Annotated in this window: 17 protein-coding genes and 1 pseudogene; 5 read left to right on the top strand and 13 right to left on the bottom strand. The window is 36.5% G+C overall.

What is annotated here, in order from left to right:
- The 9 genes and pseudogenes from AC0C45_RS18860 to xylA all read right to left on the bottom strand — a co-directional run bounded on the left by AC0C45_RS18860 (position 1) and on the right by xylA (position 12,110).
- Positions 1–939: a cytochrome c oxidase subunit II gene (locus tag AC0C45_RS18860; RefSeq protein ID WP_034668643.1), complete on the bottom strand. Its 939-nt coding sequence runs from the start codon at positions 937–939 to the stop codon at positions 1–3.
- Positions 940–1,326: 387 nt separating this feature from the next.
- The gene (locus AC0C45_RS18855) at positions 1,327–2,433 is read right to left on the bottom strand and encodes a chitobiase/beta-hexosaminidase C-terminal domain-containing protein (RefSeq protein WP_047931943.1); all 1,107 of its coding nucleotides are present in this window, start codon (positions 2,431–2,433) and stop codon (positions 1,327–1,329) included.
- A gap of 28 nt (positions 2,434–2,461) precedes the next feature.
- Positions 2,462–2,773, bottom strand: a complete 312-nt coding sequence (locus tag AC0C45_RS18850) for an AtuA-related protein (RefSeq protein WP_045289525.1) — start codon at positions 2,771–2,773, stop codon at positions 2,462–2,464.
- Entirely contained in the window at positions 2,754–4,088 is a 1,335-nt protein-coding gene (locus AC0C45_RS18845) for an acyclic terpene utilization AtuA family protein (RefSeq protein ID WP_216651838.1), read from the bottom strand. Before AC0C45_RS18845 ends, AC0C45_RS18850 begins: the two co-directional genes overlap by 20 nt.
- 10 nt (positions 4,089–4,098) lie before the next feature.
- Positions 4,099–5,342, bottom strand: a pseudogene (locus AC0C45_RS18840) (CitMHS family transporter).
- Positions 5,343–5,708: 366 nt separating this feature from the next.
- Entirely contained in the window at positions 5,709–7,118 is a 1,410-nt protein-coding gene (locus AC0C45_RS18835; RefSeq protein ID WP_237893890.1) for a sigma-54 interaction domain-containing protein, read from the bottom strand.
- A 374-nt stretch (positions 7,119–7,492) separates the two neighbouring features.
- On the bottom strand, positions 7,493–8,914 hold the full coding sequence (xylE, locus tag AC0C45_RS18830) for a D-xylose transporter XylE (protein WP_047931947.1): 1,422 nt from the start codon (positions 8,912–8,914) through the stop codon (positions 7,493–7,495).
- Between the two features lie 297 nt (positions 8,915–9,211).
- Complete coding sequence (xylB, locus tag AC0C45_RS18825) at positions 9,212–10,714, bottom strand: xylulokinase (protein ID WP_257063788.1); 1,503 nt, start codon at positions 10,712–10,714, stop codon at positions 9,212–9,214.
- Positions 10,715–10,772: 58 nt separating this feature from the next.
- Positions 10,773–12,110 carry a xylose isomerase gene (xylA, locus tag AC0C45_RS18820; protein ID WP_047931949.1) on the bottom strand — a complete coding sequence of 446 codons (1,338 nt, stop codon included), beginning with the start codon at positions 12,108–12,110 and terminating at the stop codon, positions 10,773–10,775.
- A gap of 234 nt (positions 12,111–12,344) precedes the next feature.
- Here xylA and xylR point away from each other — a divergent pair, with 234 nt between their 5' ends.
- A complete protein-coding gene (gene xylR, locus AC0C45_RS18815) occupies positions 12,345–13,502 on the top strand; it encodes a transcriptional repressor XylR (protein ID WP_233335168.1) in 1,158 nt (385 codons plus the stop codon).
- Between the two features lie 255 nt (positions 13,503–13,757).
- Here the strand turns inward: xylR and AC0C45_RS18810 are convergent, their stop codons facing one another.
- Complete coding sequence (locus AC0C45_RS18810) at positions 13,758–14,654, bottom strand: TetR/AcrR family transcriptional regulator (RefSeq protein ID WP_171777366.1); 897 nt, start codon at positions 14,652–14,654, stop codon at positions 13,758–13,760.
- Positions 14,655–14,921: 267 nt separating this feature from the next.
- On the opposite strand from AC0C45_RS18810, the gene AC0C45_RS18805 reads away from it, so the two are divergent.
- A complete protein-coding gene (locus tag AC0C45_RS18805) occupies positions 14,922–16,154 on the top strand; it encodes a cytochrome P450 (RefSeq protein ID WP_472928513.1) in 1,233 nt (410 codons plus the stop codon).
- Between the two features lie 178 nt (positions 16,155–16,332).
- Here AC0C45_RS18805 and AC0C45_RS18800 read toward each other — a convergent pair whose 3' ends face one another.
- The gene (locus AC0C45_RS18800; RefSeq protein ID WP_472928511.1) at positions 16,333–16,797 is read right to left on the bottom strand and encodes a hypothetical protein; all 465 of its coding nucleotides are present in this window, start codon (positions 16,795–16,797) and stop codon (positions 16,333–16,335) included.
- Between the two features lie 216 nt (positions 16,798–17,013).
- On the opposite strand from AC0C45_RS18800, the gene AC0C45_RS18795 reads away from it, so the two are divergent.
- Together AC0C45_RS18795 and AC0C45_RS18790 are read left to right on the top strand one after the other, a co-directional pair.
- Positions 17,014–17,436 carry a CBS domain-containing protein gene (locus AC0C45_RS18795; RefSeq protein ID WP_016763757.1) on the top strand — a complete coding sequence of 141 codons (423 nt, stop codon included), beginning with the start codon at positions 17,014–17,016 and terminating at the stop codon, positions 17,434–17,436.
- A 65-nt stretch (positions 17,437–17,501) separates the two neighbouring features.
- Positions 17,502–17,627, top strand: a complete 126-nt coding sequence (locus tag AC0C45_RS18790; protein WP_013056562.1) for a hypothetical protein — start codon at positions 17,502–17,504, stop codon at positions 17,625–17,627.
- A gap of 62 nt (positions 17,628–17,689) precedes the next feature.
- On the opposite strand, the gene AC0C45_RS18785 is transcribed toward AC0C45_RS18790, so the two are convergent.
- A complete protein-coding gene (locus AC0C45_RS18785) occupies positions 17,690–18,745 on the bottom strand; it encodes an aldose epimerase family protein (RefSeq protein WP_472928509.1) in 1,056 nt (351 codons plus the stop codon).
- 189 nt (positions 18,746–18,934) lie between these two features.
- The gene (locus AC0C45_RS18780) at positions 18,935–19,459 is read right to left on the bottom strand and encodes a DinB family protein (protein WP_047931954.1); all 525 of its coding nucleotides are present in this window, start codon (positions 19,457–19,459) and stop codon (positions 18,935–18,937) included.
- A 314-nt stretch (positions 19,460–19,773) separates the two neighbouring features.
- Here AC0C45_RS18780 and AC0C45_RS18775 point away from each other — a divergent pair, with 314 nt between their 5' ends.
- Positions 19,774–20,667, top strand: coding sequence for a sigma-70 family RNA polymerase sigma factor (locus AC0C45_RS18775; protein WP_472928507.1), 894 nt, complete (start codon positions 19,774–19,776; stop codon positions 20,665–20,667).
- The last annotated feature ends 6 nt before the right edge of the window (positions 20,668–20,673 follow it).

Raw genomic sequence — 20,673 nt, 5'->3', positions numbered from 1 at the left:
TTAGTTTCCTCCTTCCTGGTGCTCGTGCTGTGCATGTACTTGTTCTTCAGAAGCCACATTCATAGTCTTCATGTCTTCATTTTGCATATGATGATGCTGACTATAATATTGACCGCCGTTTTTAATGACAATTTCTTGGAATAAGCCTTTAGGAATGGTAGAATACGATTTTTCTAGAGAAAGACCTTGTTGGGCAAGGTTGCTATAATCAGCTTTTGTTAAAGCTGGTGATGTTTCTTTCACTTGCTTTACCCATTGATTAAATTCTTTTGTCGATGTAGATTTAACTTTAAAGTTCATATGAGCGAACCCTTCACCCGTAAAATTAGCACCCGAACCAAAGTATTCTCCCTTGTGATCAGCTTGCAGCCAAAGCCCCATTGCCATTCCCGGCATGGTATATAATTGTCCTCCCAGCTGGGGTACCCAAAAAGAATTCATAGGTGCATCTGACGTTAGCACGAATTGAACAGGCACACCTTTTGGAATTTCTACATAGTTGACTGTCGCAATATCTTGATCCGGATATTGAAATAACCATTTCCAATCAAGAGATGTTACTTCAATTGTTAGCGGCTTTACATCTTTTTTCGGCGGATCTACTAAGTCATATGTCGTCTTGGCCGTAGCAAAACCTAAAATGCCGATAATAATAATGGGGATGCCCCACCAAATAAATTCAAGACGCTTGCTATCGTCCCAGTCTGGCCGATACGGAGCTTTGTTTCCAGGCTTATCACGGTAGCGTAAAACGATATACACAAGCAGACCTAAAACAGGAATCACAACAATTGTGCATAAAATTATGGAAAAAATAATTAACTGGTATTCTTTTTGAGCCACCGCCCCCTGCGGATTTAAAATCAAATAACGACTATCACAGCCTGCTAAAAAAATTGTAATGAATACGGAGAGAATGATTAACTTGCCAATATGCATGGATTTTTGCTTTCTCACTTAAGCTCAGGCTCCCTTCCTCTAAATCTCTGTACATAATAATGGTATATAAACGTTCATATTAAAGATGCATCTCAACAGATCAAAAGGCTAAAAACCTCCTAACATATTGAAGTTTGTCATGACATATTGCTTACTTCTAAAAAATTATCATGTTGCGTTGTTAAAGGGTGTGATATTTATCACACTTAAAGCGGTTTTTATCTATTTTGAATACCTTTACCATAATTTCGTCACATATTTGGGTAAATGTGGTGTGAAATGCCTTGCTCCTAGCGGGTAGATTCTTATAAAAGCAAAAAGCTCTTCCAGTTCTTATTAACTGGAAGAGCTTTTTAGGAATAATGAAGTATCGAGCTTTATTTTTTACTAATTTGTTTGCTTCACCTGCTGAAACATCCAATCAATCATTTTCTGATTTTGATACGCAGAAACCCACGAAGCATGATCATACTCTAACTCTTTAGGATATTCCGTATATAGCGGATGCCCTCCAGATTTTTTTATAGCACTTATTATATTCCTTGAATAGGCCACAGGAATGATAGAATCGTCTTCAGCATGAAATGCCCATATTGGTTTGTTGATAAGAAAGTGCGCTTTAGCTGGATTGGCTCCTCCCGCTATCGGCACCATAGCAGCAAACAAATCAGGGTGTTCTATATTTAAGTTAAATGTGCCAAATCCTCCCTGAGATAATCCTGTAGAATAAAGGCGATTACGATCTATATTGTAGGATTTTCTTACACTTTGTAAAATTTCATAAGCCGTTTTTAAATCTTCTGATGTTTGGAATACTTTTGCTAAGTCGACTTTGTTGTTATCGTCTCTTGTAACGGTGAAGCCTCCGCTTGGTACATTACGAGCTTGAGGAGCTAAAATAAAAGCGGGATGCTTTCGTTGATTTTCTGGTGAAGCCCAAACGATAGCCCCGTCGTTGCCAAGAAGCTGTTTTGTATTATCATTTCCTCGTTCACCACCTCCATGTAAGAATAGCACCAAGGGATATGATTTTGTAGAATCATAGTCTTTAGGCACATAAAGTCGGTAGGGCATTGTTTTATAAGTGAATGATAAAAATTGAGTAGCTATAGATTCTCTACTTTCAAATGAATAAGTAAATATAGCTAGATCACTATGATTCTTTTGATTTTTATTTTTCGCGTTTCCTCTTATGGAAATTGCTTTAAGCACCGTATCGTTATTAATAATAATCGGGTTTGTATACTGAGTGCTTTTAGTAGTCGGAGTGCTCCCGTCAAGTGTATAGTAAGTTTTCGCACCTGGTGTGTTTGTCTTTAATTCAACCTTCTGCTCCAAATAATAGGTACCTGATAAAACTGAAGAGGTTGGTTTTTTTACGTTTCTATAATTATTTTCTTCTTTTGCTGCAAGAATATTTAAAGGAAGGAAAGCTAGAATAAGAACTCCTACAGTAATAAAGCTTAGAACTTTTTGTATTGACGTATTGTTCACTGATAAAGTACCTCCTTTATACTATTATTCAAATGTCTACTTCCATTTCCAGCAGGGCATAACTTAAGCTCTTTCCGTGCGTATCCATTCCTAAAGAAGTAGTGACCCCACCAAGTAACGCGCGGTGACATACAAATTGAAATGCTGATATATTAGGAACTTCGTAGCGAACAATGTCCCCTTCTACAATATTTCTTAAGTGTTTTTTCACTTCTAAAGCAGTCACTTTTTCACGTAGCAAGAAATAGTCTTTTTCGTCATATGGAATTAGTGATAGCATAAGCGTGTTTCCTTTATCTCCAGCTCGACTGTGAGCAAGTTCATATAATTTCTTTTTCATTTGTTAAGCTCTCCTTTAATGCAAGATGCGTTTTTATTTTGTTTCGTGAAATCAACGTCGAAACAATTCCTACTACCTCATTAACATACTTTCTTGCTCCGCCTCCGCCTGCCGGTCCGTTCGTATAAAGAGCTTCTACTTCTTCTCCAATTTTGGATGCTTCCTTTGAAGTAAGGCATTTCCCTGCTACTCTCAGCCTGATTTCATAAGGAGCTGAGTCTTGAAAAGAGACTCTATGAACGGAGGAAATACCGATATAATCAATTCTTAAGTCGACTACTTTATTTTTTAAACGACTATATAAAATTTCGCCAGCTAGCCTAGCTCTTGCTAGAGCATTGGAGCCAGCGTAGGAAATTTCCCCTTCTCCAATAACCCCTGCTTCATAACCTACGCTGACTTTTAACGTTTCAGGCCTTGGTATACCTGTTCCACCAGATACTTGAATTTGATTCAATTTAATTTCATGTAAATGAACCGAAGTAAAGTCAGCAATAACATCCGGCGTTATATATTGATGAGGGTTAGTTACTTCGTAAAGCATCTGTTCTTTTATAGTAGCTAAGTTAATGACTCCTCCTGTCCCTTCTACTTTAGTAATAATGGCTGTTCCATCTTCTTTAACATCAGCAAATGGAAATCCTAATTCAGCAAGCTTTGGGACTTCTTTTTTTCCAGGATCAGCAAAATAACCACCAGCTACCTGTCCTCCACATTCCAATAAATGTCCAATTACTGTTCCCTGAGCAATTTTATCTACATCGTCTAAGGACCATCCGAAGTGGTGTACCATTGGAGCAACAAATAAAGATGGATCTGCTACTCTACCAGTAATAATAACTTGAGCATCTGTCTCTAGAGCTGGCAACATTGTTTCTACACCAAGGTAAGCGTTTGCAGATATAACGTTACCAAAATGAGATAGCGGTTCATTTGTTTCTAGAGTCAATCCATTTCTATCTATCAACTTTAGTACATCATCTCCCGTTACGGCTGCTACCTTTATCCTAATGTTTAGTCGGTTAGCTATTTCAACAACTTTTTCAGCAGCACCTATTGGATTTGCTGCTCCCATATTGGTAATGATTCGCACTTTCTTTTTCTTAATAATAGGTAAAAGAAGCTCTAGTCTTTTTTCTAACAAGGAATCATAACCCATTAAAGGGTTTTGACTTTTTCTTTTTTGGGCAAGTGCGATTGTTCTTTCGGCTAAACATTCCAATACTAAATAATCTAAATTTCCTTTTTCAGCCAATATAACGGCTGGGTCTAATCGATCTCCTGAAAAACCTGCGCCTGATCCGATTCTTATCATTTTTATCACCTCAAATAGTAATTGCTCCCGTTATTAATGCCACAATCGTCATAACAATGGTCGTTCCAAATGCCCACTTAAAGATAAAACGCTGATGATCGCCTAAATTTACTCCCGCTAACCCTACAAGGATAAAGGTCGAGGCGGTTAAAGGACTTAATGGAAATCCAGTCGTCATCTGTCCTAAAATAGCTGCTCTGCCAATTTCAATTGGATCGATGCCAAAGTTAGAAGCCGTCTGGCTAATAATTGGTAATACTCCGAAATAGTAAGCATCCGGTGTAAACACTAAGCTAAGAGGCATACTTGTAACCGCTACTAGTACAGGTAAGTAAGAAGCTAGTGATTCAGGGATAATACTAACCATTGCAGAGGCCATTCCATCTATCATCTTTGTTCCTGTCAGAATACCCGTGAAAATGCCTGCAGCAAAAATCATCGTAGAAACAATTAACACGTTGTTTGCATGGCTTAGTAAACGTTTTTGCTGCTCTTCTGGATTGGGATAATTCACTAAAAGAGCAATTGCAAAAGCGACAATAAATAAAATCGGTAAAGGTAGCCATACTTTAATTAACGCGATAAGAAGCAAAATTGTTAAAGCAAGATTAAACCAAAAAAGCCGTGGTCCTTTTGCTTCTAGAGCAGCTGCATGTTCTGTAAACCCTTGTACATGTTCTTCCAGTTCAATGACTCCTAGTCTCTGCCTCTCCTTTTCCCAAGCCAAAACGCAGATGCTAACACCCATACAATCCCAGCAATCATTGCGGGAATAACAGGGTTAAATAATTGAGAAGAATCTGCATTAAATGTAGTCATAGCTCTAGCAGTAGGTCCTCCCCAAGGAGCTAAGTTCATAACTCCTGCTCCTAAAGCAACCACTCCTGATAAAATAAGAGGATTCATCTTCAATCTTTTATAAAGAGGTAGCAGCGCTGTAATTGTAATCATAAAAGTAGATGCACCGTCTCCGTCTAATGATACAAGCATTGTGACGATAGCTGTCCCTACGACTACTTTTAACGGATCTCCTTTAACTAGACGAAGCATTTTAGAAATCATAGGATTAAATAAGCCTGTATCAATCATTAAGCCGAAGTACAAAACTGCAAAAACAATCATAATACCTGTAGGCGCTACTTTTATAATGCCTTCTAACATCATGTCTCCCATTTCTAGCCCAAATCCGCCTATTAACGCAAAAACAGTTGGTACGAGAACTAAGGCAATCAATACAGATAAATGATTGGTCATAATTAAAAATAAAAATCCGCCAATAATTAAAAACCCTAAAAGTGCTAACATGTAATCCCTCCTGCCCTAAATTCATAGATTCAACAATCTTAGATGTAAAAAACTCCGGTGCTTTTTGTTCTTGCAGGATTCATGCCAAGAATATATAAAAATGGAAACAAACCTTTATTAAACCCTTTCAACATATGTTGAAAAAAATTTAAGGTACAACAAAAAAAGAAAGCGTTAACAATCAAACTGCTTTCTTTTTTTGTTTTTGTAATATAAATTCTACTATTTTAGAAATAATCACTGCCCAGTAAAAAATTACGCTTCTTAATACATAGTCTTCTGCATTTCTAAAAATCTAGACATCTTTCTAAAGGCTTAGAAATGAATATGATATTTTTTCATTTTATTGTATAAAGTAGCTAAAGAAATATCTAAAACCTCTGCTGCTTTCCTTTTCCCTTCAATATTATTTGGATATTTTCTTAATATTTCCTGAATAAATGCGCACTCTTTATCTTGTATAGCTTTTTGCAGTGTTTGACTGCTTTTTTCTGTTTTACCTGCAACGTCTGAAAATCTTTTTTCATTTTTAATCATAAATTCTGGAAGGTGATGGAATAAAATATCTGTACCTTCCGTCATACATGTGGCGTAGTCAATTACATTTTTTAATTCTCTTACATTGCCAGGCCAATGATAGGATTGAAGAAAGCCTAGTGTATATTTGTCAATTGTGTAGGAAGTATTTGTGATCGAGTGCTCAATAAAAGAATAGACAAGCTTACGTATATCTTCTCTCCTTTCTCTTAAAGGAGGTATCTCTAATTGAATGACATTAAGTCTATAAAATAAATCTTCTCGGAATTGTTTCTTATTCACAAGCTGCTGTAGGTTGCGGTGCGTAGCAGCAATGATCCTTACGTCAACTGCACGTTCAGTTACTTCTCCTACCCTTCGAATCTTATTCTCTTGCAGAACTCTTAACAACTTAGCCTGAAGATCATAGGACATATCTCCAATTTCATCTAAAAATATAGTTCCGTTGTCTGCTATTTCGAATAGTCCAGCCTTCCCGCCTTTTTTAGCATTTGTAAAAGCACCGTCTCCATATCCAAAAAGTTCACTTTCTAACAGAGACGAAGGAATAGCGGCACAATTTACAGGTATAAAAGGACCATGCTTGCGCTCACTTTTATTATGTATAGCCTGTGAAAATAATTCTTTTCCCGTGCCGCTTTCTCCCGTCACAAGAATAGGAAATTGAGATTCTGCTACTTTTTCAGCTATATGAACAACGTGCCTTAACCCTCCGTCCCCACCAATTATTTGTTCAAATGTATACTTTGCTTCATAGATAGAATCCATTCGGTTTTCTAAATTCTTTAACTTTTCGGTTTGTCTTCTTAATTCCTTTGATAACTTATCAACTTCATTGAGACTTTTACAAACCGATACAGCCCCTGCAACTTTACCTTCTATTATAATTGGAGCCATGTCCACCATATATTCCCGATTTTTTTCCTTTCGATATACGCCTACTCTGCATTGTTGATCTTTTAGGGTATTTGTTAACTGAGCACCTGGGCGATATTCTATTAGCGGTTTTCCGATAATATCACTTTTTACTCCTGTAATCTTTGTATACTCTGGGTTAATAAATCTAACAATCCCTTTTTTGTCGATAACTAGAATACCATCATTTATCGAATTTATAACTGCATGCCACCAGTTAAACTTTTTAGAGGAGCAGTCGACTTCTATGTGCTCTTGAAATGTATTCTTCACAGTATTATAAGCTCCTTTCTATAATAACTTGAGAGTAGATTCTTGCTTTATTTATAATTATCAACTAATTTTCTCTTTTTTGAAACAGAGTCCGCTCAACTAATTTGAATAATCTGATTTATATAAGTGGATATAAGCTTGCTTCCTCCATTATTAATGTGTAAATTCATTGCACCGTTATTTATATTTACGATGAAACACTCCTCATAAAGAAAACTATATTTCTATTTTCAAAGAGACTTATCACTATAGCAATATCCTTTAAAAAAGCTATCCACTTTCTTCATAAAGGTTACATATTAAAAACACCTAAAGATAGTTTAGGTGTTTTTGAAAGTTTATATTCATCTTTCCTCTAAGCAAAAGCTTAATGGTTATATGACCTTCTTACTCTTTGAAGCCTCTTGTTTTTTTCTCCACATATTTTCCATTTGTTCAAGAGTTCTACCTTTTGTTTCAGGAATAAATTTCCAAACGAATAAAGCAGAAAGTACACTCATTAAACCGTAGAAACCATATGTTAATCCTCCGCTATATTCCATCATCACAGGATACGTAGAGGAAATAAAATAGTTAGCTGCCCACTGAGCAGCTACGGCAATGGCTACAGCACGACCTCTAATTTTATTAGGAAAAATCTCTGAAATGAGCACCCAACAAATTGGTCCCCATGACATCATAAAGGAAGCTGTATAAATAATGATAAATACAAGCGTTCCTATACCAATGATGTTTGAAAAAGCCATGCTTGCTACACCGAACATTCCGATGGCCATTCCGATAGACCCTGTTATTAATAAAGGTTTTCTTCCCAAACGATCAACCGTCAAAATTGCAATTACTGTAAAAATAACGTTTACTAATCCCATAATAATGGTTTGCAGCATAGAAGAACCTTTAGCTGCTCCCATGCTTTCAAAAATACGCGGCGCATAATATAGAGCTACATTGATTCCTACAAACTGTTGAAATACAGAAAGCAGTATACCTACAACGATAACTAATTTTCCATATGCTAATAATTTTTCAGACGAAACATTGGTAGAAATTGTTTGTTTAATATCGTCTAAAATTGATTTCGCTTCTGAAGATCCATTAATTTTAGTTAGTATGGCTAAAGCTTTTTGATCTTGATTCTGTATAACTAAGTAGCGAGGCGTTTCAGGAACTAAAAACAAGAGTGCTGCAAAGAGTAAAGCTGGAATAGCTCCTGAAGCAAACATATATCTCCACCCTACATCATTAATCCATTCTAAGGTTTCCCCATTTGCAATACCCCAATTCACGAAGTAAACGACTAACATTCCAAAAATAATCATAAATTGATTGAATGATACCAATCTGCCGCGAATATCTGCCGGTGCAATTTCTCCTATATAGATCGGACAGATGGCTGATGCTAACCCAACACCAATTCCACCTATAATGCGGTAGAAGTTAAAAGCTAGTAACAAAGAAAGTGTCGGTTCCCCCTTTGTAAAAAATAAAAACTCGGGATAAGAAGCGCCTAACGCTGAGACTATAAAAAGAATAGCTGCTAGTATAAGTGATTGTTTGCGTCCTAGTTTTGTCGCAAAATAACCAGATATCAATCCTCCAATAATACACCCTATCAAAGCACTTGATACAGTAACACCGTGTGCTAAAGATCCTAATCCTAAGCTGTCAATAAGATACACCTTTAATGATTCTTCAGCTCCAGATATTACAGCTGTATCATATCCAAACAGTAACCCCCCGATAGCGGCAACTAAGGTAATAGAAAAAATATATAATGAGTTTCGATTTTGTTTCATGCGTTGTTAAAAGCAGTTAAGGGTAACAGCAGAAGTTCTATTTCTAACTGAGTTCGCACTTATTTGAATGCGTTTTCAAATTCTTGGAGCCCAAAAGAAATATTCTTCGTCCATTCAACTAACTGCTCTTATCCTCCCCTCTAATGTACGTATTTTTCTATTGAATCAACTCTTACTACAGCAATTTCTATACTTCCTTTTGTGTCAGGTATATCGATATACAACCATAATCAATTAATACAAGCTACTTTTATATGAAGCTCCTTTTTAAAGCAAGGTTGCATATTTTTCAACCTATTACTTCCTTTTAAATTCGCCTAGCTTTTTACTTAAGCCGTGTGTTTGAGGATATACTTCTTTATATAATTCATAAAGCTGTTTATAGACTTGTACATGTTCTGCGTTAGGATAATATGTTTTTGAAGACGTAATAAATACGTTTGCACACTCTTCCAATGAGTTATACCAGCCACAGCCATAAGCTGCTAGCATGGCTGCTCCTAACGCTGGGCCTTGTTCAGTAGACAACTTTACGATTTTCGCATTAAAAACGTCTGCTTGAATTTGAAGCCAATGATCATTTTTTGCTCCGCCCCCAATGGATACAATAGACGTAATTTCCTTTCCGTTTTCTCGAAAGATTTCAATTGACTCATTTAAAGAAAACGTAATACCTTCAATAACCGCTCGCGTAAAGTCTCTCTTTTTATGAGAGGCGTCCATTCCTATAAAACTTCCGCGAATCGTAGCATCTGCATGCGGTGTACGTTCCCCGACTAAGTAAGGGGTAAATAAAAGGCCGTTTGAGCCGATTGGGACATTTTTTAGGTCAGCCAATAATTCTTCAAACGTGACGTTTTTTGCGAAATTGTCCTTAAACCAGCCTAAACTGTGCCCCGCAGATAGCGTAACGCCCATCGTATAAAAGGCATTTTCCTTTCCATGATTAAAATAATGGACTTTTCCATCAAAGTCTCTATCGCTTCGTTCCTCATAAGAAAGAACAACACCCGATGTCCCAATGCTACATAGTGTTTCCCCTGATGATAAAATGCCGGCGCCAATTGCTCCGCAAGCATTATCAGCTCCACCTGCAAATACTTTCGTTGAAGTGGCTAATCCCGTTTTTTGAGAGAACGCTTCACTAATATTGCCTATGCATTCACTAGATTCAACTAGTGGCGGACAAAGATTAATATTGATTCCTGCTAATTGGCAAAGCTCATCATCCCATTTTTTCTTGCTGATGTTTAATAATAATGTACCGGCAGCATCTGAATATTCACTATGAATAAAGCCGGTCATTTTAAAGCGTAAATAATCTTTAGGCAGCATAAATACAGCTGTTTTTTCAAATATAGCCGGTTCATACTCTTTTACCCACAATAACTTAGGAAGAGTAAATCCTTCTAAAGCCTGGTTTTTTGTTATCTTTAAAAGACGTTTTTCTCCAATGACTTTATAGAGATGATGACATTGTTCTGTTGTTCTTGTGTCATTCCACAAAATGGCGTTACGTAATAGGTTGTAGTTTTCATCCAGCATCACAAGGCCATGCATTTGTCCAGAATAACTAATTCCTTCTATATCTTCGGGTTTTATATTAGCGTTAGCAATTAATTCACTTAAAGCACTAGCCGTCTGCTGAACCCATTCTTCTGGATTCTGTTCGCTATACCCTGTTTTTTCATGAAGGAGAGGATAATTCTTAGAAACCACAGCGCAAATCTTGCCTTTTGTATCAACTAAAACCGTTTTTACGGCGCTTGTTCCTAGATCAATTCCAATTACATATTTCATCTTGATACCTCCGCGTTTATAAACGAGAGTAGAAATTGTTTCTACTCTCGTTTGTCCTTTAAACTTCCAAAATATATTGATTTAAAATAGCCTTTAATCGTTCTTGTCTTCCTGATTTATTCACAATCTTCGGATTTTTAAACGCGTACTGCTCCAGTGTATGGAAGTTAGCTTTTCCTTCCACAATCTCAAGGCCAATTCCCTCTTTAAAGCTGCTGTAGCGCTCGTTGATAACATTTTCGAAAACACGATCTTCTACTAATTTATGTGCTACTTTTAATCCTCGAGCAAATGCATCCATTCCTGCTACATGAGCATAGAGTAAATCGTCCTGTTCAAAAGAACCTCTGCGTACTTTGGCATCAAAGTTTAATCCGCCGCTGCCGAGCCCTCCATTTTGCAGGATTTCATACATTGCTAGTGTTGTAGAATATAAATCCGTTGGGAATTCATCTGTGTCCCAGCCTAAAAGAGGGTCACCTTGGTTTGCATCCACGGATCCTAAGAAGCCTTGTACTCTAGCTACTCGTAATTCGTGTTCAAATGTATGCCCAGCTAACGTTGCGTGGTTAGCTTCTAGATTAAGTTTGAAGTATTTATCTAATCCGTATTGTCTTAAAAATGAAATAGTTGTTGCTGCATCGGTATCATACTGATGTGTCGTAGGCTCTTTTGGTTTAGGTTCAATTAAAAACTGCCCCCTATATCCAATTTCGTTTGCGTAATCTACAGCCATATGCATAAATCTGGCTAAGTTATCTAACTCTAACTGCAAATTTGTGTTAAGCAGTGTTTCATATCCCTCACGGCCGCCCCAGAATACATAATTTTCTGCGCCTAGTTCTTTTGCTGTTTCAAGCCCCTTTTTTACTTGAGCCGCTGCATAAGCAAATACATCTGCATTACAAGAAGTAGCTGCACCATGAACGAACCGGGGATTTGTAAACATATTCGCTGTGTTCCATAATAACTTTACGTTACTTGTTTGCATGTATTCTTTGATCATAGTGACGATAACATCAAGGTTTTTATTTGTTTCTTGCAACGTACTGCCCTCAGGAGCAATGTCTCGATCATGAAATGCGAAGAATGGAACATTTAATGTTTCAAAAAGTTGAAAAGCTGCCTCAACTCTCGCTTTTGCTAGATCCATTCCATCATATCTATCCCAGGATCTTTGCATAGTAGCTGCACCAAAAGGATCCGTACCATCTGCTGTAAACGTGTGCCAGTAAGCAACAGAAAAACGCAGCTGATCTTTCATCGTTTTACCGCCTACTACTTCTTCAGGGTTATAGTATTTAAAAGCTAAAGGATTTTTAGAATCTTTACCTTCGTATAAAACTTTGTTTACGCTTTCAAAATAATTAATTTTATTAGTACTAGTTTGGACCATTTGTCATTTCCCCCTTTGATTTAAGTGAACAAGTTTATCCATCAACTACCTTAATAAAGTTAGTTTGTTTATCCGATAAACTAACTTTATTTCATCATATACAAAATAAATGTCTATTTCAATGTTTTTTTTAGAAAATTTAGTTATAATATTAGGTATGATACTTTTAAATATCTAATTCAAGCTTCATAAAACACTAACTTAGTTCGATAGATAAACAAAGGAGCGGTTATTATTCAAATTGCAGATCAAGCTTTAGTAAAAAAAATGAATCAAAAATTAATATTAGATGAAATTTTAAAGAACTCCCCTATCTCCAGGGCAACTCTCTCTGAGATTACAGGACTAAACAAGTCTACTGTCTCCTCTCAAGTAAATACACTGCTTGAAAAAGATTTTATTTTTGAAATTGGGACAGGACAATCTAGGGGCGGCAGAAGACCTGTAATGCTTGTTTTTAATAAGAATGCAGGCTACTCGATCGGTATCGATATAGGAGTCGACTACCTTAACGGAATTCTAACCGACTTAGAAGGAAATATTATTCTCGAGAAGACTTCTGACTTTTCTAGTTCTTCCGCTAGTGAAGTAAAAGAGATTTTATTTGCACTTATTCATGATTTTGTAACCCATATGCCTGAGTCCCCTTATGGTCTAGTCGGAATAGGAATTTGTGTTCCAGGCCTTGTAGATCGTCATCAGCAAATTATTTTTATGCCTAACTTAAATTGGAATATCAAAGATTTGCAGCTTTTAATTGAGAGTGAGTTTAATGTTCCGGTTTTTGTTGAAAATGAAGCTAATGCAGGAGCATACGGTGAAAAAGTATTTGGTATGACAAAAAACTACGAAAACATCGTTTACATCAGTATTAATGTCGGAATTGGAACTGGACTTGTTATTAACAACGAATTGTATAAGGGTGTTCAGGGTTTTTCTGGGGAAATGGGTCATATGACGATAGATTTTAATGGCCCCAAATGTAGCTGTGGAAATCGAGGCTGTTGGGAATTATATGCTTCTGAAAAAGCGTTACTGGCTTCGCTCTCTCAAAAAGATAAGAATATTTCTCGAAAAGAGATTGTGGAACGCGCAAATAAAAATGATGTAGAAATGTTAAATGCACTTCAAAACTTTGGCTTTTATATCGGAATTGGATTAACCAATATCCTTAATACATTTGATGTAGAAGCTGTTATCTTGAGAAATCATATAATTGAATCTCATCCCATTGTTTTAAATACGATTAAAAACGAAGTTTCTTCTAGAGTTCATTCTCATTTAGACAATAAATGTGAACTATTGCCTTCTTCGTTAGGAAAAAATGCCCCTGCTTTAGGAGCTGTTTCCATCGTTATTGATTCTTTCTTAAGTGTTACCCCTATAAGTTAGTTAAGTGAATACAAAGGTTAGTAAACTATATCACGTTTGATTTTAAGAATGAAGGAGCTATTTTCTATTAAAGGGAAGGAATTTAAACAGTTTTAATAAGAGTATTATGTCTATCTCCACCCTCACCTTTTTCATCTAATGCAGCCAGTCACCTATCATAACGGCAACTGGCTGTTTATATGTTTTATAGGCAACCTTCTCTTTCTTAGACGACGCAGAGCCTTGACTGTTAGTTTAGCTCATATGCTTTTTAAATTATGAAGAATGTCTTGTCAGAGTAGTTACGACTTCCTTATATTCCTCTAGCTCTTTGGTCTGTGCGAGAGTATTGATTTTCTCTAGCGATAAAAGAGAGCTCTGAATAATGAACGTGCGAGGCTCCGTATCATTTTGCAGCAATTCACCCGATATAAACGTAACAAATTCTAGACTTCTCTTTCGTTCTTCTTCATTTGTTAGTTTATTTTCAATCACCCGTTTTAACTTCGCAGTTACACGCGTCAGATCTGTCGAAAAATGACTTTCTGTTTTCTTATTAAATACCGCAGAGTAAACGGAAGGGCTAAATAACTGTTCTTTTTGTTCTGCTACTTCGATTATGATTTCCTCTGTACGCTTCATGCAATAACGGACAATTTGTTCAATAGGTAACGGATAGTTCAGCGCTTTGTTCATTTTAAACATATTGTTAAGCATTCCTTCTAGCAGCACAGCTCCATCAAATAAATAAGGAGAAGTCTTAGACGGAAAAATCTGCTGAAAACGTTCATATATCCAGTTGAATGTTGCAGCTTTTAATTCCTCTATATAATGAAATGTTTTAACTTCATTTAAAACGAGTGTACTTTCAATCATTTCAGGAATTTTGTTTTGCTCTGCAAAGTTCATCATAAAGATCATCTGTTCTTGAAATCCCTTCTGATTATCCCCTCTATATTCAATGACTACTTTTTCTCTTTGTAGAATAAGTGATTCTTGCAGAGACGAAAGTAATGAGATAAGCAGTTCGCTTTTAGATGAGAAATATTTATAAAATGTTCCTTTTGAAATCCCGCTTCTTTCTAATATATCTTGTACCGAAGTGTCTACGTATCCTTTTTCCATAAAAAGCTGGTGCGTATGCTCTAAAATATCTAGCTGTTTTTGATTCATTGCTGTTACTCCTCTGTTTACAATTTACTTTTTATTTAGTATAGCTTATCTGCCTTTTCCTACGTGAATTTTATCCTTTTTCCTTGATAACCAAGTAAAAATAATTATATACTATTAGTACATTTTTATACTATTAGTACAAAAGTGTACTAATAGTATAGGTTGATTCGACAAAGTAACTATTTATCTAGCATGTGACAACTACTGAGCGCTATGTAGCTAGTAAATTCCAAATCTATACCTATTCTGAAGGAGGAATAAGATCATATGAACAAAGAAGTCATTCCCGTTACAGAAATTCCAAAATTTCAATCACGTGCAGAAGAGTTTTTCCCTATCCAATGGTATAAAGAAATGTTGAACAACTCCCCCGTTTATTTTCATGAAGAAACAAACACATGGAATGTATTCCAATACGAACATGTTAAACAAGTCTTGAGCAACTACGATTTTTTTTCAAGCGATGGACAGAGAACCACTATTTTTGTTGGAGATAATAGTAAGAAAAAAAGCACATCTCCAATCACCAACCTTACAAACTTAGATCCTCCTGACCACCGGAAAGCGCGATCTTTGCTTGCTGCAGCCTTTACTCCTCGCAGTTTAAGGAACTGGGAACCGCGAATCAAACAAATTGCAGTAGAACTTGTAGAAGCGATACAAAAGAATTCAACTATTAATATTGTGGACGATTTATCTTCTCCTTTTCCTAGTCTAGTTATAGCAGATCTATTCGGCGTACCGGTAAAAGACCGATATCAGTTTAAAAAATGGGTAGACATTCTGTTTCAGCCTTATGATCAAGAAAGATTAGAAGAGATTGAACAAGAAAAGCAACGTGCAGGAGCTGAATATTTTCAATACCTCTACCCGATTGTCATTGAAAAGCGCTCCAACCTTTCTGATGATATTATCTCAGACTTAATTCAAGCTGAAGTTGATGGTGAAACATTCACAGATGAAGAAATTGTATACGCTACCATGTTGCTTCTAGGTGCAGGCGTTGAAACCACAAGTCACGCCATTGCAAATATGTTTTATTCTTTTTTATATGACGACAAGTCGTTATACAGCGAGCTGAGAAACAATAGAGAATTAGCTCCAAAAGCAATAGAAGAAATGCTTCGATATCGGTTTCATATCTCCAGACGAGATCGCACGGTTAAACAAGATAACGAGCTATTAGGCGTTAAGCTAAAAAAAGGAGATGTCGTTATTGCGTGGATGAGTGCATGTAATATGGATGAAACTATGTTTGAAAACCCTTTTTCTGTAGACATTCATCGTCCAACTAATAAAAAGCACTTAACATTCGGAAACGGACCTCATTTTTGTTTGGGCGCCCCTCTTGCCCGACTTGAAATGAAAATTATTTTAGAAGCATTTTTAGAGGCCTTTTCTCATATTGAACCATTTGAAGACTTTGAATTAGAACCGCATTTAACAGCTTCAGCTACGGGTCAATCTTTAACATACTTGCCCATGACGGTGTACAGATAAAGTTTATGTGCATGACAAAGCAGAGAAACGTGAAAGAGGTTTATCTTCTCTCATGTTTCTCTTTTATTTTATTATCTCGTTTAACTACTTATGTACCAAGTTTAGGAGGGCTTTAATACGATTTAAAGCTGACAGTACCGAAATATAAGTGGCGATGAGCTGGTTAACGAAATATCAGCTATTGCCTTCTCTGCCTTAGTACATCTTCTATAAAATAGTGATACAAATAATTAATAAGAGCAGTGGTAATCGAGATGAGAAAAAGTTGAAAGCGCGTCATGTTTACCATTTTGTATACCTTCAGTTTTTCTGCCAGACTGGTCAAAGGATAAGAAAATAGATAGTCAAAGAGGACGTTAATTAACAAATATTTTTTGAAATTCCCATAGGTCAGTTTGAATACCCAAAAATTAGCTATAAAAAACGGTCCAAATATAAAAGAAACGTCGCTTGAAAGTTTAGGGAAAAGAGGTTTCTTCACTTTCCACCATGTAAAGCTTTTAGATAACTCACTGATAAAAGCAATAACTAATGAACTAAATGTCAAAACAGGTAGGTATCTTTTAAAGCCAAATTTATCAACTTTTACTATAGACAGCCAAGGCAATAAAAGTACTGCCAAAAGCGTTAACTTTCCTTTCATTATGTACCCAACTCCTGCCGTTACGAAAATCTAAGCTAAATCATATTCTCTTTAGTTTGTGTAATAGGCTCTTTTTTATGTGTTTATTACACTGCGTTAGTTCTTTTATTCACCTTTTATTACAAGATTTTTTGCTTTCAGGAAATTATTGATTCTCATATTCTGCATGTGCATGGAGAAAATACGGAGGTGAATGTTTAAAAGGAGGAATTAAAAATGACTACAGTACGTGAAGTTATGACTAAAGATGTGAAAGCTTGTGCACCGCACGACCCAATAACAGCAGCTGCAAAATTAATGCGTGATATTAATTGTGGCTCTGTGCCGGTGTGTCAAGAAAATCGAGTAATGGGAATGATCACAGACCGTGATATCGTGTTAAATTGCGTGGCGGATGGAAAAGATTGCAACACTGTGCATTGCCATGATTGCATGACTAAAGATGTAATTACTTGTTCTCCGGATACGGATATTCATGAGTGTGCACGTATGATGGCTGACCATCAAATTCGCCGCATTATTGTAGTGGAGAATAATAATATGGTTGGAATCTGTGCAATCGGCGACCTTGCGACAGTAAACGTATATGTTGATGAAGCCGGTGCAGCATTAAGCGAAATTTCTAATCAAGTTCATTAAAACTTTTTAGCATATAAATCCTTAATGCTTGTACAAAATAACCTTGTCTGCAAGGAGGTGCTAATATGCCAAATTTAAACGATAACAAATTTAAAAAGATTCAGTCTGAGAGTCAAAAGCAAGGAAAGTCTCAAGAGGAATATGCGGCTGAGCTTGACGCTAATCGTGCAAAAAGCCAAAAGAAAAAATAACAATAAAAAAGGATTACAATCGGCAGAGGCTCGTTTGTAATCCTTTTTATCATCCCGCTTTGTTACAGGCTGCCATCAGTTATAAATGTATAGTGAGTATATGCCTTATACTTCTCACCGGGCTTTAATACACAAGAAGGAAAATGCTTATGATGAATAGCGTCTGGCAAACCTTGTGTTTCTAAGCAAACACCGAGGTATTTCTCTGAGTGAACCCCTCTAATTTCGAACTCTTCGTCTAGATGATTTCCCGTATAGAGAACGACTGAAGGCTGATCCGTTTTGACTTCTATTTTGCGGCCGCTTGCAGGATCAAATAATGACATCTGATTTTCAGTTTCTGCTTCTAAAAGAAATGGATGGTCGAACCCTTTACCCACTAATATATTTTGCGGATGTGCAGAGTCCACACCTTCCTTGAAACTATGTCCTTCTCTAAAGTCAAATGGGGTATCTGTGACGTTTAACACTTCTCCAGTAGGTAAAAGATCATCATTTAACTCTAAGAATTCGTTACTTTTCATCTTCAAAACATGATCTAAGACCGTTTCTTTTAGATTTCCGCTTAAATTGAAATACGTATGATTTGTTAAATTGATAAGAGTGTCTTGATCTGTTGTTCCTTCATAAGAAATATGGAACTCATTTTTATTCGTTAATGTATACGTAACTTTCACTTCAAGGTTGCCGGGATACCCTTCTTCTCCGTCTTTACTTACATATGTAAATTCAACACCTACATGATCAGTTGTCTCAATAGTTTTGGCATTCCATATTTTATGACTGAATCCTTCTTTTCCACCATGCAAATGATTGTTTCCTTCATTTTTCTCTAGACGATAGGTTTCATTATTAAGCTTAAACGATGCTCCACCTATACGCCCTGCTACGCGTCCGACCACAGCTCCGAAATAAGGAGAATACTTTTGGTATTCTTCTATTGAATCAAATCCCAATACAACACTTTCAATCTTCCCTTCAGAATCCGGCATTTCAATATTTGATATTACACATCCATAGTCAAGGCAGGTGATTTTAAGCCCTTCATCATTTAATAAGGTATAAGCATGTACAGCTTGATTGTTTAGTTCGCCAAATTTCTCTGAGTTCACTTTCACTTTTAATCAGTCCAATCCTCTTTTTATTCGTAAATTGCTTAACGGACCCTACATGTTATAAACATCGGATATGTTGTTATAGTTCCCTCTGCAATCCTTCCTGAATCTTCATTATTCTCATTTTATTGTAATCGTGTACATTTCTTAATTCAAGCTTGAATGATAAAGGCTGGCCACTGTGTGTCATTGCTATTTCTTTAGTATTCCTAAGTATTCTTCCCAAGGTCCTACATCTTCTCTATATCGTTCTGCCATTACTCGAACAATTTGCGCAATATGGGTTAAATCATGAGCAACCCAAGTCGAGAGCAGCTCTCTGACTTTTACTTCCCCAAACTCAGGGTGTTCTCCTCTCACTTCAAGGTGCTTTTCATGCTTAACTAGCAGCTTTAGTTGATGTAAATTCTGTATTCTTACCTTTTTGAATTCAAGAAGCTTCTCTTCAATAGAATTAGCAGATTCCTTGTTTAAATGGGCATAGCGGTCAAACGGAGGAAAAGCTCCCTCTTTTCCTTCTTGAAGGATGAATTCTAGCCTTGGTATCCAATTGTTTTTTTCTGCTTCTATTAAATGTTCTATGACTTCGGAGGTATTCCACGTTCCTTCGCCTTCATTGCATTGCAGCCACCCTGCAGATAGACCAGAAAAAAGTTTTTCAAGCGTTTGTGGCGTATTCTCAAGTATTTCAATCGCTTCTTTTAAATTAAAATTCATGTAAATTCCCCTTTCGACAAATATGACTTTCAACGTAATAATAAGAGCTGTCAGTTATGTGAAAATTCTTTCGATTATAGTCAATTTTACCACAATTGACTGCTATTAAAGGAAGAAGCTAATCTTCTACTTACTTTAAGATTTACTAAAACAAAATCAGAACACATGTTTGGTTTTTCTCTAGAAATATGATAAAATATATATAGGCTAAAACGCAGTGAGTATCAGTCTGAATAGATATTGCTCATCCGTAAAATAGATTACTAGAGGCTTTTTCATCTTGAGCTTTCCATGTGAATTGGAGTGAGACAACAGTGAGTAAAAATCAAAAGCAATGGACACAAGAAGAAGATAGATTTCTCATTGAACATTACGGCGTGATGACGCTTCAAAAAATGGGTGAGCATTTACATAGAAGCAAAGAATCAGTTAACAAACGGCTTACTCGATTAAATCTTCGTGCTTCAGATACAGCTTTACGTAAAAAATGGACGCTTGAACAAGATGCTTTTTTGCAGGAGAACATTGATATCATGAATAACCGTGAAATGGCACACTCCTTAGGCAGAAGTCCTTCTTCTATTGCTACGCGCATAAAAGTTTTGGGACTAACACGAAAAACTGCGATGCGAAGATGGACAGTACAAGAAGACGAATATTTGCTAAGGTATTACGGAGTAAAATCCCTTTCGCGCATATCAGCGAAATTGCAGCGAAGTGTGCAAGCACTAGAATCGAGGTTAAGTCGTTTAGAGGTGTATGGAGCCAAAGCACACGTAGGACATATTACAGCGTGTGAACTAGCAGCCTGCCTTGAAGCAGATGTTCATACAATTTACAAGTGGATTCATAAAGAGAATCTACCGTATAAAATGATCATCGCCAAGACAAGAACATTCATGGGAATTGACATTCAATCTTTTTGGAAGTGGGCTGAACAAAATAAATCGTGCCTTAACTTTTTTAAAATACCTAAAAATACGCTTATTCCAGAACCAGCGTGGGTGAATGAACAAAGAAAACTAGACTATGTAAAGCGCCCTAAATATGAGCATAAAAAGTGGACAGCAGAAGAAGATGCCAGATTGTGGCGTATGTTTTATCAGGAAAAGCGTAATCAGCGAGAAATTGGGCAGCTGCTCGGGCGTTCGAGAAATAGCGTACAGCGACGCTTAGAGCGTTTACGTAAAAAGAAACTAGCTAGTTAAAATAAA

The organism is Priestia sp. VA7 (assembly GCF_055710015.1).
The sequence above is the reverse complement of the archived record's forward strand: the minus strand, read 5'-3'. Positions and strand labels throughout refer to the sequence as shown.

What these genes read in the sequence shown, in the direction of transcription:
- AC0C45_RS18795 (WP_016763757.1), top strand. Translation starts at nt 17,014, where the DNA reads ATGACTACAGTACGTGAAGTTATGACTAAAGATGTGAAAGCTTGTGCA.
- AC0C45_RS18860 (WP_034668643.1), bottom strand. Translation starts at nt 939, where the DNA reads ATGCATATTGGCAAGTTAATCATTCTCTCCGTATTCATTACAATTTTT.
- AC0C45_RS18780 (WP_047931954.1), bottom strand. Translation starts at nt 19,459, where the DNA reads ATGAATTTTAATTTAAAAGAAGCGATTGAAATACTTGAGAATACGCCA.
- xylB (WP_257063788.1), bottom strand. Translation starts at nt 10,714, where the DNA reads ATGAAATATGTAATTGGAATTGATCTAGGAACAAGCGCCGTAAAAACG.
- AC0C45_RS18850 (WP_045289525.1), bottom strand. Translation starts at nt 2,773, where the DNA reads ATGAAAAAGAAATTATATGAACTTGCTCACAGTCGAGCTGGAGATAAA.
- xylE (WP_047931947.1), bottom strand. Translation starts at nt 8,914, where the DNA reads ATGAAACAAAATCGAAACTCATTATATATTTTTTCTATTACCTTAGTT.
- AC0C45_RS18800 (WP_472928511.1), bottom strand. Translation starts at nt 16,797, where the DNA reads ATGAAAGGAAAGTTAACGCTTTTGGCAGTACTTTTATTGCCTTGGCTG.
- AC0C45_RS18845 (WP_216651838.1), bottom strand. Translation starts at nt 4,088, where the DNA reads ATGATAAGAATCGGATCAGGCGCAGGTTTTTCAGGAGATCGATTAGAC.
- AC0C45_RS18805 (WP_472928513.1), top strand. Translation starts at nt 14,922, where the DNA reads ATGAACAAAGAAGTCATTCCCGTTACAGAAATTCCAAAATTTCAATCA.
- AC0C45_RS18810 (WP_171777366.1), bottom strand. Translation starts at nt 14,654, where the DNA reads ATGAATCAAAAACAGCTAGATATTTTAGAGCATACGCACCAGCTTTTT.
- xylA (WP_047931949.1), bottom strand. Translation starts at nt 12,110, where the DNA reads ATGGTCCAAACTAGTACTAATAAAATTAATTATTTTGAAAGCGTAAAC.
- AC0C45_RS18790 (WP_013056562.1), top strand. Translation starts at nt 17,502, where the DNA reads ATGCCAAATTTAAACGATAACAAATTTAAAAAGATTCAGTCTGAGAGT.